This window comes from Streptomyces sp. NPDC101234 (assembly GCF_044767525.1).
Lineage (GTDB): Bacteria > Actinomycetota > Actinomycetes > Streptomycetales > Streptomycetaceae > Streptomyces > Streptomyces sasae.
Genome location: NZ_JBIWOA010000005.1, coordinates 57,994 through 70,560, shown reverse-complemented (window position 1 = coordinate 70,560; position 12,567 = coordinate 57,994). Strand labels below are relative to the sequence as shown.

12 protein-coding genes are annotated in these 12,567 nt (G+C 66.5%); 3 read left to right on the top strand and 9 right to left on the bottom strand.

Going from position 1 to position 12,567, the window contains the following annotated elements; translation table 11 throughout:
- The first annotated feature begins 57 nt into the window (after nucleotides 1-57).
- Entirely contained in the window at nucleotides 58-1,116 is a 1,059-nt protein-coding gene (locus ACIRR9_RS11010) for a hypothetical protein (protein ID WP_403749863.1), read from the top strand.
- Between the two features lie 79 nt (nucleotides 1,117-1,195).
- On the opposite strand, the gene ACIRR9_RS11005 is transcribed toward ACIRR9_RS11010, so the two are convergent.
- From ACIRR9_RS11005 to ACIRR9_RS10970, 8 genes are all read right to left on the bottom strand, one after another.
- Entirely contained in the window at nucleotides 1,196-3,619 is a 2,424-nt protein-coding gene (locus ACIRR9_RS11005; protein WP_403749861.1) for a preprotein translocase subunit SecA, read from the bottom strand.
- A 292-nt stretch (nucleotides 3,620-3,911) separates the two neighbouring features.
- Nucleotides 3,912-4,223 carry a hypothetical protein gene (locus tag ACIRR9_RS11000; protein ID WP_403749859.1) on the bottom strand — a complete coding sequence of 104 codons (312 nt, stop codon included), beginning with the start codon at nucleotides 4,221-4,223 and terminating at the stop codon, nucleotides 3,912-3,914.
- 126 nt (nucleotides 4,224-4,349) lie between these two features.
- Entirely contained in the window at nucleotides 4,350-4,646 is a 297-nt protein-coding gene (locus ACIRR9_RS10995) for a hypothetical protein (protein ID WP_403749857.1), read from the bottom strand.
- Nucleotides 4,647-5,176: 530 nt separating this feature from the next.
- Nucleotides 5,177-5,893 carry a ParA family protein gene (locus tag ACIRR9_RS10990; RefSeq protein WP_403749855.1) on the bottom strand — a complete coding sequence of 239 codons (717 nt, stop codon included), beginning with the start codon at nucleotides 5,891-5,893 and terminating at the stop codon, nucleotides 5,177-5,179.
- A gap of 181 nt (nucleotides 5,894-6,074) precedes the next feature.
- A complete protein-coding gene (locus ACIRR9_RS10985; RefSeq protein ID WP_403749854.1) occupies nucleotides 6,075-6,644 on the bottom strand; it encodes a helix-turn-helix domain-containing protein in 570 nt (189 codons plus the stop codon).
- Nucleotides 6,641-8,044, bottom strand: a complete 1,404-nt coding sequence (locus tag ACIRR9_RS10980; protein ID WP_403749852.1) for a transcriptional regulator — start codon at nucleotides 8,042-8,044, stop codon at nucleotides 6,641-6,643. The genes ACIRR9_RS10985 and ACIRR9_RS10980 overlap by 4 nt, the downstream gene beginning before the upstream one ends.
- A gap of 2,072 nt (nucleotides 8,045-10,116) precedes the next feature.
- On the bottom strand, nucleotides 10,117-10,380 hold the full coding sequence (locus ACIRR9_RS10975; protein ID WP_403749850.1) for a hypothetical protein: 264 nt from the start codon (nucleotides 10,378-10,380) through the stop codon (nucleotides 10,117-10,119).
- A gap of 446 nt (nucleotides 10,381-10,826) precedes the next feature.
- Nucleotides 10,827-11,192: a hypothetical protein gene (locus ACIRR9_RS10970; RefSeq protein WP_403749848.1), complete on the bottom strand. Its 366-nt coding sequence runs from the start codon at nucleotides 11,190-11,192 to the stop codon at nucleotides 10,827-10,829.
- 443 nt (nucleotides 11,193-11,635) lie between these two features.
- Here ACIRR9_RS10970 and ACIRR9_RS10965 point away from each other — a divergent pair, with 443 nt between their 5' ends.
- Nucleotides 11,636-11,875 carry a hypothetical protein gene (locus ACIRR9_RS10965; RefSeq protein WP_403750557.1) on the top strand — a complete coding sequence of 80 codons (240 nt, stop codon included), beginning with the start codon at nucleotides 11,636-11,638 and terminating at the stop codon, nucleotides 11,873-11,875.
- Nucleotides 11,785-12,045, top strand: coding sequence for a DUF4291 family protein (locus ACIRR9_RS10960; RefSeq protein WP_403749846.1), 261 nt, complete (start codon nucleotides 11,785-11,787; stop codon nucleotides 12,043-12,045). The genes ACIRR9_RS10965 and ACIRR9_RS10960 overlap by 91 nt, the downstream gene beginning before the upstream one ends.
- On the opposite strand, the gene ACIRR9_RS10955 is transcribed toward ACIRR9_RS10960, so the two are convergent.
- Nucleotides 12,032-12,484: a hypothetical protein gene (locus tag ACIRR9_RS10955; protein ID WP_403749844.1), complete on the bottom strand. Its 453-nt coding sequence runs from the start codon at nucleotides 12,482-12,484 to the stop codon at nucleotides 12,032-12,034. The two genes, ACIRR9_RS10960 and ACIRR9_RS10955, sit on opposite strands and share 14 nt — an antisense overlap.
- Between the last annotated feature and the right edge of the window lie 83 nt (nucleotides 12,485-12,567).

Sequence of the window (12,567 nt, the reverse complement as noted above, 5' to 3'; positions counted from 1 at the left end):
GTCTCAGCGCTGCCAGCCACTGAGCTTGTCCGCCCCAGCTAAAGGATCACCCTGTCGATGACGCGCATCGCGCTAGAGCCGTACTTCCTCCACCAGGACCAGGTTCAGTCCCTCCTCGGCGAACAGCGGACGGAGTCCGCGCGGGCCAGGGCCGCTCGCAGAAGCGAGCCCGAGGCGGCGCTGCCCTACGTACTCGCAACAGAACTGGCAGAAGTTCTGTCCTCGTTGGGGGTTCGTGAGCTCGCCAGGTGCCTCCTGGAACAGGACCTGCGCGCAGGGCAAATCATCGGCGCTGAGCTGGAATTTGCGTTCCAGCGGGACCGAGAACACGATGCCCCGGGTTTCAAGCCGGTCAGCTTCACGGCTGTTGTCGACGCGGGCGAACCGGTGCGCGTCACTGGCACTTTCAACTCGGCAAGAACCGCCAGCTCCTCCGCGGCCGGGAGCCTTGCCGGAAGCAGACGGGCCTACCTGATCGGCACGGTCACCGATCTCAGCGCGGCGCAAATTGAGCTCAGGCCAGTCTTCGTCGGCATCAGGTCGTTCATCGATGACCACGCTGCCGTCGAGCTCCCAGCGTCCGGAGCGCGGGTGTACCCCAGCGATATCGGCCAGTTCAGCGGGATCGACTTCGCGTCACCCCTCACAGAGGCCGAGAGGGAAGCGGTCCTGCGCGTGCCCGAAGAAGTGGTGAAACACGCCTTCGCCGGGCTGATCGGCGAGTCGTACGTTCCGAAGGACTGGGGCGGTGAACGTTCCGATCTCTACACATCGCGGGTGTTCGCCCGTGGCCACCAGGTTTCGGCTGCCTGGCTGTTCAAAGGACCCGGTCACCCCCGCGCAATGGACATTAAGGCCCTGGGTAAGAACGGCGACCAGATCGACCGTCTGTTCACCGAGCCGGCAGAGCTACTCGTTCTGCAGCACTGCCACCAGATCAAGCCGAGCGTGGTGGGCATGATGGACGCCTACGCCCACGACGCCCGGCGCCCCCGCTCCTACATGATCATCGACGGGGCGGACACCGGACGTATTCTGAGGTCGCTGGGCCTGCTCCCGGCAATCTCAGCAACTCTGCCTCTGCAGAACCAAGGATCGGGAGCCCCAAGGCACTGAGCTCCTTAGCGATCACGATCGCGCTGTGCGTGATGCTTGCGGCTACCTCAGGTACGGCGTTCGTCTGAGGGCCGGAAGGCTACCGGTTCCGCTTCGGTCTTTTCTGCTTGGACTTGGTTCTGCCCGTGTTGCGCGCCGGGTGCTTGGCGTTGGGATGGATCGTTCGCTGCAAGTCCGAGGCGGGCCGCAATGTCCTCACTGTCGCGGTGACGGAAGCGTCGAGCGGTCCGATGTGCCCGTCGTAAAGGATGTCCCGGAGGTCGCCGGTCGGTTCGTCGTACAGGAAGACCACGCCTCGCGGGAGATTGAGCTGGTGCTTCTTCGCACGCACATAGTCCATGACCCGCTGCTGGGCAGCGGCAGGTTCTTCTCCGGCAGGGCGAGTAGCCCAGACGAAGAGCCATCCTTCGGCGGGGTCGGCACTGGCCGTGATGGGGATGGTGATACTGCGGCCTTGGCCGTTCGGTGAGGGGTTGTTGAGGAGCTCGGCGCCGTAGCGAGCGAACTTGTGCTGAGCGGTGTGGGCACCGGACAGGAGTGTGGCCCCGATGCTCAGCCAGCCCGTGACGTTGCGCTCTTGTAGTTCATCGACGAGGGACGCGGTTGGGGTCGCGGCCATGTGTGGTTTGAGGGCGGATGCGGCTTCGGGACCCGCCTCATGCTTAGTGTGGAACCACTGGTCGAGAGCGTCGGTGCGGCTCGTCACGATGGCCGGCTTCTGTGAGCGGTAGCGGCGCAACTCGGCTGGCGACGGCTCGGGGATGAACGGGAACGCGGTGCGCACCTGTGCCGGGTCAGGCTCAACCCAAAGGCCCGCCTCGACGAAGTGCAGGAACAGGTCCAGCTCGTCCGGTGCGCTGAACATGAGCGTGACGTTCGGGTTGCGACGTCGCCGGAGGTAGAGCAGGAACTCAGAGGGTCGGTCGACGAGTTCCGTGATCAGCTCAAGATCGTGCAGTGACACTGTCCAGGGGATGTTGTCGGCGCTGAGCAGCTCCGCCCGCACCAGCTCCGCGGTGGCAGTGAGCACGGGCGAGATGTCATCGAGGCTGACTGCGATCGTGTGGATCTCGCGGATGTGACTGAGGTCTACCCACCCCTCGTCCTCGATGCGCAGGCCTCCGTCCTGCTCGATTCCGTCCCGGATCCGACCAGCTTGCTCGGCGGCTTTCGTGACGATGCCGGTCAGATCATTGCGGATCCGTGTCTTCTTGCCGCCACGGGACAATGCACTGAACGCGACGGCTTTGTCTTCGACGACAATGGCGACGTCGTCGATCAGGACGAGATGGTCGCCCTCGACGCGCTTGGTGTACTTCGCCGGGTCAGCGTTTGCCGCCTCCGTGGCGTTCGCGGGCACGTAGTACTCGAACCCGTCCCGGTACCGGGCTCCGGGCAGTACGCGACCCAGGGCGTCTCGGGTGCGGACTTCGAGGAGGTCACCACGGTGCTTCGCGTACTTGTTCCATGCCGCCGAGGTCTTGAGATGCTCCTCCAGATTCTCGCGGACGGCGAAGACATGGAGCCCTGGGTGGGGCAGCATCAGGCGTTCGTCAGTGGTGACGATGAGCGGTCGGGTCCGCAGCGGATTCTGGCCGGCGGTGAACGCGTTGACGACCTCTGAAGGCGTCGCTCCTGCCAGATCCAGTCGGAACCGCTCGATGACTGCTTTGACCTTGTCCTCAGCGATGCCGGTATGTCTGACGACGTCTTCGATGGCCACCGTGGCCTCGACGGCTTCAGGCTCGAACATCGTCATGAGGCTGGACCGTGCGGCTTCCATTACTACTTCGTCGGTTTGCCCGGTCTCAGTGGACTCCATCGCTTCGAACATGGAGTCGCGCATTGCGTCTATGCGATGGTTCATGCCGGCCACTTGGAGGTCGTGGCACGCGCCGAGAACCGCTAGTGCATCAGAGGCGTCGAAGCCGAGCTCAGTGACAAGAGCCGCCTGCACGTCCGGATGACCGTCCAGGAGTGCGTGGTTAGTCGTTTCGACCATCTCCGGGTAGGAGGAATTCCGCATCCACACCTCACCGCCCTGGATGAGCAATGACACCAGAGCGAGCTTGTCGGTCGGATCCGTAGCGGCGAACGAACGCAGCTGCGTCAAGTGGAGAAGCTTGTCGATCTCTTCCCGCGCCGTCGACACGAAGTGGCTCATTTCCTGCTCTTCGACCGGAGCATGGCAGGAGGGGGTGGCGACTGCCGCATCCTGCGGAGGCACAAGAGCGATCAACGCGAGTAGTTCGAGTGACGCAGCACTGGATTCCGCGGTGATGGGCATCATTCCTGCAGGTACCAATGGCAGGAAGGCCAGACGAGCCACCTCAATGAGCCGTATCGGGTCGAAGCGTCGTACCTTCGAGGCGAACTCGTCGACTGCTTCGTCGACTGCTTCACTGACAGCTGCCGCAGGGTCGTCGCTTGCATCGAACTTCTTGATAAGCGCCGTCAACGAGGCCCACGAATCAATGATCACCTTCGCGTGCGGGTCGAACACTGGTGACGCTGCACCAGCGTGACGCTTCCGTTTTTTGCGTGTCTCATGACGCTTCGTTCGAGAACCCACGGTGCAACCTCACCACACATCGAGGGTGACGGGCCAACGGTTTCTCATGTTCGTTGACGTGCTCGTAGTCGCGAACGCTCGGCAACGGAGTGCCGAACTACCGGCGAGACACGGGGGTAAAACCCAGTCGATCTCGCCAGTCCTCGGTGGCGTGCCTAGCACAGAGGACTGCGGGGCGAGAAATTCCAGGGCAGTTGAGGGGTCGGGCAGGCAGGCAGGCGGTTTATGGAGCCTGTGGTTTGAACGGGGTGAGATCGGGTGGGTAGCCCTTGGCGCGGAGCCAGATGTCGAGGGCTATGGCGACGATATCGCCGTGGGGTGTCCCATGGTCGGCGTTGTAGCGGCGGATACGTCGCTGGAGTTGGAGGATGTCGGGGACGGCATAGTTGAGCTGTCCGCGTTTGATGTGACGGTCGGCGATGACCGCCGAGGTCTCGGGATGTGGGGTGAGTGGATCGTCGGTGGGTTTGGACTGGGCTCCGAGCGCGTCGGCTATGTCACGCAGGCGACGGGCATGGTGGGAGAGATCGGGCACGGAGGTTCCTCCGGTCGGTCTGACTAGGCGGCTAGTTAGCCGCCTAGTGGCCTATCGGGATAGTCGGCGGAAGGGGTGGCCGCGCACTCGGCGAAGTGGCGGCCACCCCGTGTGTCGTACGGCGTGTCAGAAGCCGCGGGCGGTGAGCCATTCGTCCAGGGCGACGGAGACGATGTCGCCGATGGGCAGGTGGTCGAGTTCGTTGTCCAGCGCGAAGCGCTTGATGCGCTTCTTCAGCTTCAGCGCGGCCGGCACGGAGGAGTCGAGGCTCTCGCGCGTGATGATGCGCTGGTTGAGAACGGCAGCTGTGTTGGGAATGTCCTTGGGGCGGCCGGGTCCCTGAGCCCACGGGGCTCCCTCGCTGGGTGCTGCCTCCGATCGCGCGTTCTGCTCCTGGTGAGATCCCGGAGTGTCGCTCCGCACTGGGAAGGCCGTACCGCCTGGGACCGGAGAAACGGCGTGTCGCACGGCAACCTCGGCGGTAGGTGGTACCCCAGCCGTCGTGGGGATGGCGTGAGACATACCGGCCTGCGGAACCTGCTCCATCAGCTGTGTGGACTGAGCCGCAGGCGCTGCGGGCACGGCAGAATGAGCCGCGAACTGCCCGTGCCCATGCGTCGAATGCCCAGAGTGAGCAGACTGCATCGCGGGCACTCCTGAGCCCGGGTGATCCGGCTGGGCGGTCGGTGCCTGCACGGGGGCGCTCGGTACGGCGTCGATGGTCGGCTTACCCTGAGCCCCGGTCTCCCCGGGGGCCGTGGAAGGCCGCTGGGCCTCGGCCTCATCGACGGCCGGATGCCCTTCGCCCTGGGCGCCGGCCTGTTCGGCGGCGAACTGTTCGGGCGTGAGCTCGGCGGTCGGCGGCGGGGGTGGCGGGGCCGTCTTCTTGGCCCCGCCCAGGGCCCGACCGGCTGTGCGGCGGGCCGGGGGCTTCGGCCTGTCGTTCTTCTCGCTCATGCCTGGGTCAGCTCCTTCATCAGGTCGGCGTACTCGCTCAGTTCGGTGGGGATCTCGCCGAAGGCCTCCATGTAGTGCACCCAGGAGTGGATGGTGGTCTCGGCGAGCGGGAACGCCTCGTCGCGGTCCGGACCGATGCCTTCGCCCTGGGCAGGCTCCAGCAGCTGCTCCTTTGCCCGGCCGGGCAGGCTGGTGCGGTCGTCCGTCTTCACCATGACCACATGGGCGGTGACGCCGTGCTCGTTGCGGGCGGCGGCGCGTTCGGCCTCGTCGAAGGTGGCCACGAGCTTGCGGCGCTCGATCTTGGTGGGGGCGACCGGCACGAGCAGCAGGTTCGCTTCGGTAACAGCCTCGTGGAAGATGCGGGCGCTGCCGCCGCCGGCGTCGACCACGATCGCGCCGAACTCGGCGCGCTTGGTGCGGATGTACTCGGCGATGTCGTCGAACGGGTAGCGCTCGATGACCAGGTTGGCGGGGATCTCGAAGCCGGCGGCCTGGGCGACCTTGAACCAGTCGTAGGCGGACTGGCTGGTGGCGTCCGCGTCCAGCAGCAGGGTGGGGAGGTCGAGGACGACCGCGTAGTAGAGGGCGATGAACCAGGCGGAGGTGGTCTTGCCGGTGCCGCCCTTGAGCATGCCGACCACGATGACGAAGGCGTCCCAGGCGCTGGCCGTGGCCGCGGCCAGGGTCTTGGTACGGGTGTTCTCACTCACGTGTGCTTGATCTCCTGAATCGGAAGAGGTGCGTTGGGTTGCGTGCGCCGGTGAGAAGGCCGACGTCGGAGGCGGCTGAGTACGGACGGAGGAGGGCCTCGTGCTGCGGAGCCGGATCCGGGATGGCGCGCCATCGGACCCGTGACCTGCTGGACCCGGACAGAAATACGTGTGGGGGCGTTCATGACCGCCTTCTCGGGGTGCGGGCCGGGCCGTGGTTGTGCTTGGGGCGCATGCGGGTGCCTGCCTGGTGCAGGAGCCGGTAGACGGTGGCGAGGGAGTAGCTGCACTCCTCGGCGAGGTCCGGGACTGTGGCGCCGGCCTCGTACCGTGTGCGCAGGGATAGCGCGAGCTTCTTGCGCTGCGCGGTACCGGCTGCGGAGTGGATGCGCAGTGTCTGCTGAGTGGTACGGGGAGTGCCCCCGGCCTCGATCAGCAGCCGCCGCGCGGTACGTCGTGTCACGGATCCGGCTGCAGCCAACTCTGCGAGTGTGGCGCCCTGTTGCTCGTAGAGGCGGCGCAGACGGGCGGCGAGATTGCGCCGGGCTTGCCCGTCGCGCATGCGGCGCGTCTGCCACGACGTGCGCATCACGGTCCTGGCCTCGTGCAGCCGGTTGAGGACCGTGCCGTAGGACAGGCCACTGCTCGCCACGAGTTGGTCCACGGTGGAACCGGATTCGTACTGCTCCCGCAGTGCTTGCGCGGTGACCTGATCGTCGTGATCGGCCGTTGGTCGAGGGGGTGGGTTCACGCTGCGGACTCCCATTCGCTGCGGGCTTCGGCATGGGCGGCGGCCAGCTCGTCGTAACTGCGCTGGTCGGCAGGGGTGATGAGGATCAGCCGTCCATCGGTGGCGATCCGCCAGTCGGGAGCGGCGCGGCCGGTGACCGGATCGAGGACGCAGCCGTCCGGGGCGTGCCATGCGGTGGGAACCTCGTCGGGGCGTGGCGCGGGAACCACGACTTGGTGCCCGTCGCGGACGATCACCAGGGCCTTGCTGCGGTGCTCCGACAGCCGCTCCAGTGCCCGTTGGTACGCCGCGCGCTCGGCGGCGTGCACCGCCTTGCGCCGCGACGCGACGCCCGCGGTACCGTGCCGCGTCGCGACTGCCTCCCAGCCGCGGGCCGGACCGGCGATCTCTTCGACCACAGCCTCCGGAGGGTGGTCACCGAAGCCCTCCAGGGCGCGAGGAGCGAGAGTCCAGGTCTCACCGCTGTGATGGACGAGGCCGTGGTCGGCCAGGCGCCGCAAGGTGCGGTAGAGGGTGGCGCGGGAGACGGAGGACGAGCCGACAAGCTCGGCGACCGTCTGCGCCGCACGCGCGTGCAGTGCACCGATGATCACCAGTGCGGCGCTGCCGAGACCACGGTGGGCGAAGGCATCGTGGCCCATCAGACGGCCGATGACAGTGGAGTCGAGGTCGGCCGTCGTGCCCGTCTCAAGGGTGGGCCACTCCCCAAGCGCCGGGTCGGGGGGGTACTGAGTGGTTCGGAAACGAGAATGCGGAGTAGGGATGCTGCGGCGGTCGGGGCTGCCCTCGGCGAGATACCAGGACGAGCCCTCGCGGCCGTGGCCGACGCGCAGACGTCGCAGCCAGCCCCGTGGTTTGAGGACGGTCTCGTAGACGACCCGGAGGGTCGTGCGGGATATCCCCGCTTCCTCCGCGGTCTGCCGCTCGCTGGCGTGGTGCAGGGGACCGCCCGCGATCTCGGCGAAGTTCAGATGCGCCCGCAGTACCCGCAGCGCGGTCCGCCCACGTTCCCCACGCCAGGGAGACGTCTCGATGCGGTCGCGCAGCGCGGCGAGCACCTCGTACGCGTGGTGCCGCGATTCCAGCACCGTTGTGCTGCTGACCGCGGCCGAGGCGCTGGCCCATACGCGACCGATGTACGCCAGGGCACGTGACTGCCCGGACCGCAGTGCGATGCTCCGGGCGTGCCGCCCGCCCTCGTGCTCGGGATGCAGCAACAGCTGCGTCAGCTGGTCGACGGTGCCGTCGGCGCGAGCGACATGGCAGGCGATGGCCGCCGTGACCCGGTGCCCGTGTTCGGCCACGCCCTGACGGGTATCGCGCAGGGACACCGTCCGGCCGTCGGAGGCGAGCCTGCTGTAACTGCCCGCCGCGTAGCGGCCGGTGAGATCCCCGAGCAAAATGAGATCGGCTGCAGCCGTAGGCAGCTGGTGAAGGCCCAGTCGCTCGCCTGGGTGAAAGCGCCGTCGGAGAGAACCTGTCTGGTAGGTGCTGTGTGGCACTGTGGAGCCGTCCCGCAAGGACAGAGACGCCACCCAGGCCCGCTAAAACCACGGGTGGTGTCCGGTACCGACCTCCAATCGGTGCCAGCGAAGCCTCCAGGATGGCCATCCTGGAGGCATTCGTATGCCTGGCTCCGATGCCGGAGGCAGACGTCCCCATCGCGGCTCGACCGAGATCGATTCCGAACGCCGTCAGCAGGTTCACAGCCCGATCAACGCCGTCTGACCTGGGCAGACTCGGACCAAAACAGAGGGCGGTTGCCTCTGATTGGCTCCGAGCAGCTCGGTTCGAATCGGGGTCGAATCAGAGCGGTTTCCTCCGACTGCCTCCGGTCGCCTCTGCAACCCGACCTAGCAGGTCACAGCCGATCCGAACCGCGAAGCCGCAGGTCAGAAAGGTGCGTCAGGAATACCCGGCGTACAGTCCGACTCGTCTGCTGCCTTTGTTTCCGCTCTTTGTTTCCGCCGGTCGCGGAGCCGCTCGGGACCGAGAGATGACACCCGCCTGGGGACGGCAGCCGTATGGACGAGGTGCTGTGGCAAGGGGGCCTCTACAACTGCGCCGGTCGCCGTCCAGAGCTGGTTGATGCCCTGATCCGCAGGAACGCGACGAGCGGAGTGGCTGTGCACTGGGCGGTGGGATGTCGCTGTACGACCTGGTCGCCGCCGACGTTGATCTGCTCTCTCAGTAGTTCGTACACCTATGAGCTGCTCGGCTGACTCCGGCCTCCTGCACAGTCAGCGCGAACCGTCCGGACGGCGAGTTTCCTGCAGTGCCCCTGGAGGTAGCCCGTACCTCCCGCTCCTCGCCCTTCGTGCTCCTCTTCCACCCCGGTTGCTCCCGGCCAGGTCCCCCGGTGAACCACCGCCCTCCAAGTGTGTCCGCTCCCACCGCGAGTGTGCTTCGCGGGGGACAGGGGGGGCGGCGGGCCTGCCATGGACAGTCCGAGCGCCATGGCAGGTGGCGCCGGCCGGGATTTCCTGGGCATGCTGCCCGCCGGACATGAAGATCACCGCTTGCGGTTGGGGTATTCGGCCGCCTGGTGTAGCGGATTTTCGGTTCCTGCCGGTGTCCGCGGCAACGGAGGAAACCTGTCATGCCGAGGGGCGTGCGGTGTCACTCCCGGGGGTGAAAGGGGTGCCATTCAGGAACCCGATGACGGTGTGTCGAGTCCGAACAGGCATGTAACGGTTCATGTTGTTGGACACCGAGGGTGCGAGAGGTTCCTGATTACCGGTGCCGCATTCTTGCGCGAACGCGTGCCGGGAGTCCTGGGGCTATAGATTGTCTTTCCGTCCGTGCGTGGCTGTCCGACGGGGTTGATGGCGGGACGACGTGCGGACGGGCAACGGCGATCAGGGGATCGTCGCAGGTTGTGCCTGATGCGTCTGCGGTCTGCCTGTGACCGGCGGTTGAGGAGCCGCTCGGTGTGATGGGGGCGGCGCACGTTGCTCCATGTTGGTGTGTATCAGTCAGGAGTTCCCGGTGCCCGATCCTGTTCCCACGGCATCAGGGATGCCTCAGTCCGGTTCTGGAACGCCGGATATCCCGTCGCAGAACGGGGCCGGTCCGAATGGGCGTCGCGGTTCAGGGTGGGAGGCGGTCGGACGCGACTCCTCTGCGGACGGCGCATATATCTATGATCGGAGAACGGGGACGCCAAACGACCGTTCAGATACTCCGCCTGAAAGCTTTCTGGATTTTCTGGACCGTCTTTCGGAGCGGGTCTTCACAAAGAACGACACGGCGTGGCCTGCCGTGTTCCAATTCGCACTGCTCGTGTTATTGCTGCCTGCATCCCTGATCGGCATCGTGATGGCGGTCCACGCCGCCGGTGTCCCCGGCTGGGCGATCGCCTCCGGGACGGCGACATCGGCCGCCGGAGCGAGTGTGGCGACCGTGAGCCGCCGCCGTAGTGCCGGCCGCGGGACGCGCCAGCGGCCGGGGCGGCGCGGAGCCGGTCGCGGTTCTAACCGGCGTCAGGGATCGCACCGCCGCCGTTGACGGTCGTGCGCTGGAATTCGCCTGTGGTGGGCCAGGCAGCGCCGGGCAGGGTGCCTGACGCGCGACGTGTGCGGCGCAGCAGCCCCAGCAACACTGCGAGGAAGGTCGCCGCCGCTTGCACGGCCAGGAACACGGCCGTACGCCCGGTACGGGGCACGGCGAGGGCTGCCCCGGTGGCCACGGCGAGCCCGAAGACCGTACAGGCGGCGATGAACACGGCGGACGACACGGCCCGGCCGCCCTCGGCCCGCGGGCGCCGGTGTGCTCCGCCCAGGTGGTGCGCAGAGGAACAGCGCGGAGGGAATCCCTCCGTGTGATCGGTTTCCTGTGCGGTCATCGTGGCCCCCACGGCATCGCCCCTCGCTACTTTCCGTCACTGTCTAGTTACCCATCATCCAGGGTTCAGGACATGCTCCGCTGGATATCGCCGCATGCAACAACGCAACTTTTGTCCAATGGGTTCTCCCGCTCCGGACGCAGGGGGGCGATCGGGCCGTGCGGACCGCCTCACCGTCAGGCGCCGGCCTCCGGCTCGCGGGGCGCCTGCCTGGATCCCTCTTCGATTTCACCCGGGTGCGACCCTCGCCGCCCCAGCCGTCGTCGTGAAGGCTCAGTACGCCCGTGGCGCTCGCGACGGCGGCAGCCCTTGCTGACCGCGGCCCGGGGTGGCGGGTCTCAGCCCTGGACGAGTTTCGCAACGCCTTCGCTTGCCCGATCGGCCGCGACGTAGAGATCGCGGACGTTCTTCAGGTAACGGCTGAGGATTTCCAGGTGGTCGTCCGGGATACCGCCGTGGCGAAACGTCCTCGCGAGCTCGTCGGCGTGGTCGGCGACGGACCGTTCGGCGTCGAAGGCGGCCAGGAAGCGGGCTGCGACCGCCACCTCGTCGGGCGGGAGGTAGAAGCAGGCGGTACCGAGGCCGTCGTCACCGAGGAGGTCGCCCATGGTGATGGGAAGTTCGCTGATCTCCTCAGGCCCCTGAGTCAGCAGGATCTGCTCCAGGACTTCCCACTCACGGCCGAGAAAGCACTCGCTCTCCACACTGCTGCGTTCACCCGAGAATCCGGAAACGACATGCCGGAATCCCTTGTCCGCATCCGCAGTGGAAACCCTTCGAAGTGTCATATCCATGGCCGACTGCTCCGATCCACAGGTCTCAGGGGTTCTCGGCGCCCGCGGCGGGCGCTCAAGTAACAGTCAGCCGTTCGCGACAGCTGTCGGAGTATGGTGCTGAAGCCTCCGGTATTTGAACATGAGCTCGATGTTTTCGAGGGGACCCCCGAGGTGTACGCGCTCCGCGTACGTCGCGTCCTGTCGGCCGCCCTCCACCTGGCCTGCACGGCGGAGTTCGACGATGAAGATCTGCCGACGGACGAGTTTCCCGCCTGGTTCACGACGGCCTCCGTCCGGGACGGCGAGGTGCCGCCACCGGAATTCGTCCGGCACGGCCGCACCGCGTACGTGGACCGTAGCGGTGGGGGCCCTTGGTCCTTGCAGAACTGGATCCATCGGTTCGACCCGACGAAGATTCTCGCGGCTGGGAGTTCTGGGACATCGTCCGGGTGGGGCCGTCGCGGCTCCGTATCTGGGTCGACAGCTGGGGAGAATCCTTCTTCGGCTCCCTGGTACTGCTGTGGCTGCTCTACACGGCCGGTGCCACACATGTCGAGGGACCGGAAGTCCACAAGGCGGGTACGTGGGTGTCCGAGGTGCGCCTTCAGTGACGGAGGCGGAGCAGGGGGCGGAATACGCCGACTCCACGATCGGGGTGTATCAGGCATACCCGCAGGAGATCGCGGAACAGGCGTTGCGCGCTCGGAGGTTCGTAGCGCCGTTCAGGCGCGAACGCATGACGTGGGCCACCGGTGCCGTTCCTCTTGCTATCCCTTGGTGAAGTAGGCGTACGGCGCCACCGAGACTGTTTCCGAGACCGCGCGTTCGTCGTCCTCGTCGGCTTCAGGGTCGAGATCACGTGCCCACAGTGAGTGCATGGACCACACGGAGAAACCGGCGTGGAAGTCGTGGCCGATGTCCGAGGGCGTGCTCGTGTACCCCAGGGCATGGAGATCCGCGACGACGTCGTCCAGGAAGCGATGGGTCAATTGAACCCCGTCAAAGTTCACTTCGGTATCGCCGCCTTCACCGCTGTAGCGGATCTCCACGAGTTCGACCGTCTCGTCCGCCGCATAGGTGATCACCAGCATGGGTGAGGTGGTGTAGACGGCCCGCCGGCCGCCGGGACCGTGATGCGGCGGACCGATGCGGTCTTCGACCTGCGGGCGTCGATCGCCGATCTTGACGAGGTCGATGCCGAGTCCCGGAGTGATCTCCATGGCGGCCATCCTGTCAGGGAGGGCCGGTCGCCGGTGATCCGGTGGTCGGGGCAGGTGGATCAGCCTCTCGGCTGCCTGCCCTG

Excerpts from the sequence above, each read along its gene's own strand:
- ACIRR9_RS11010 (WP_403749863.1), top strand. The coding sequence starts at position 58 with ATGACGCGCATCGCGCTAGAGCCGTACTTCCTCCACCAGGACCAGGTT.
- ACIRR9_RS10955 (WP_403749844.1), bottom strand. The coding sequence starts at position 12,484 with ATGGAGATCACTCCGGGACTCGGCATCGACCTCGTCAAGATCGGCGAT.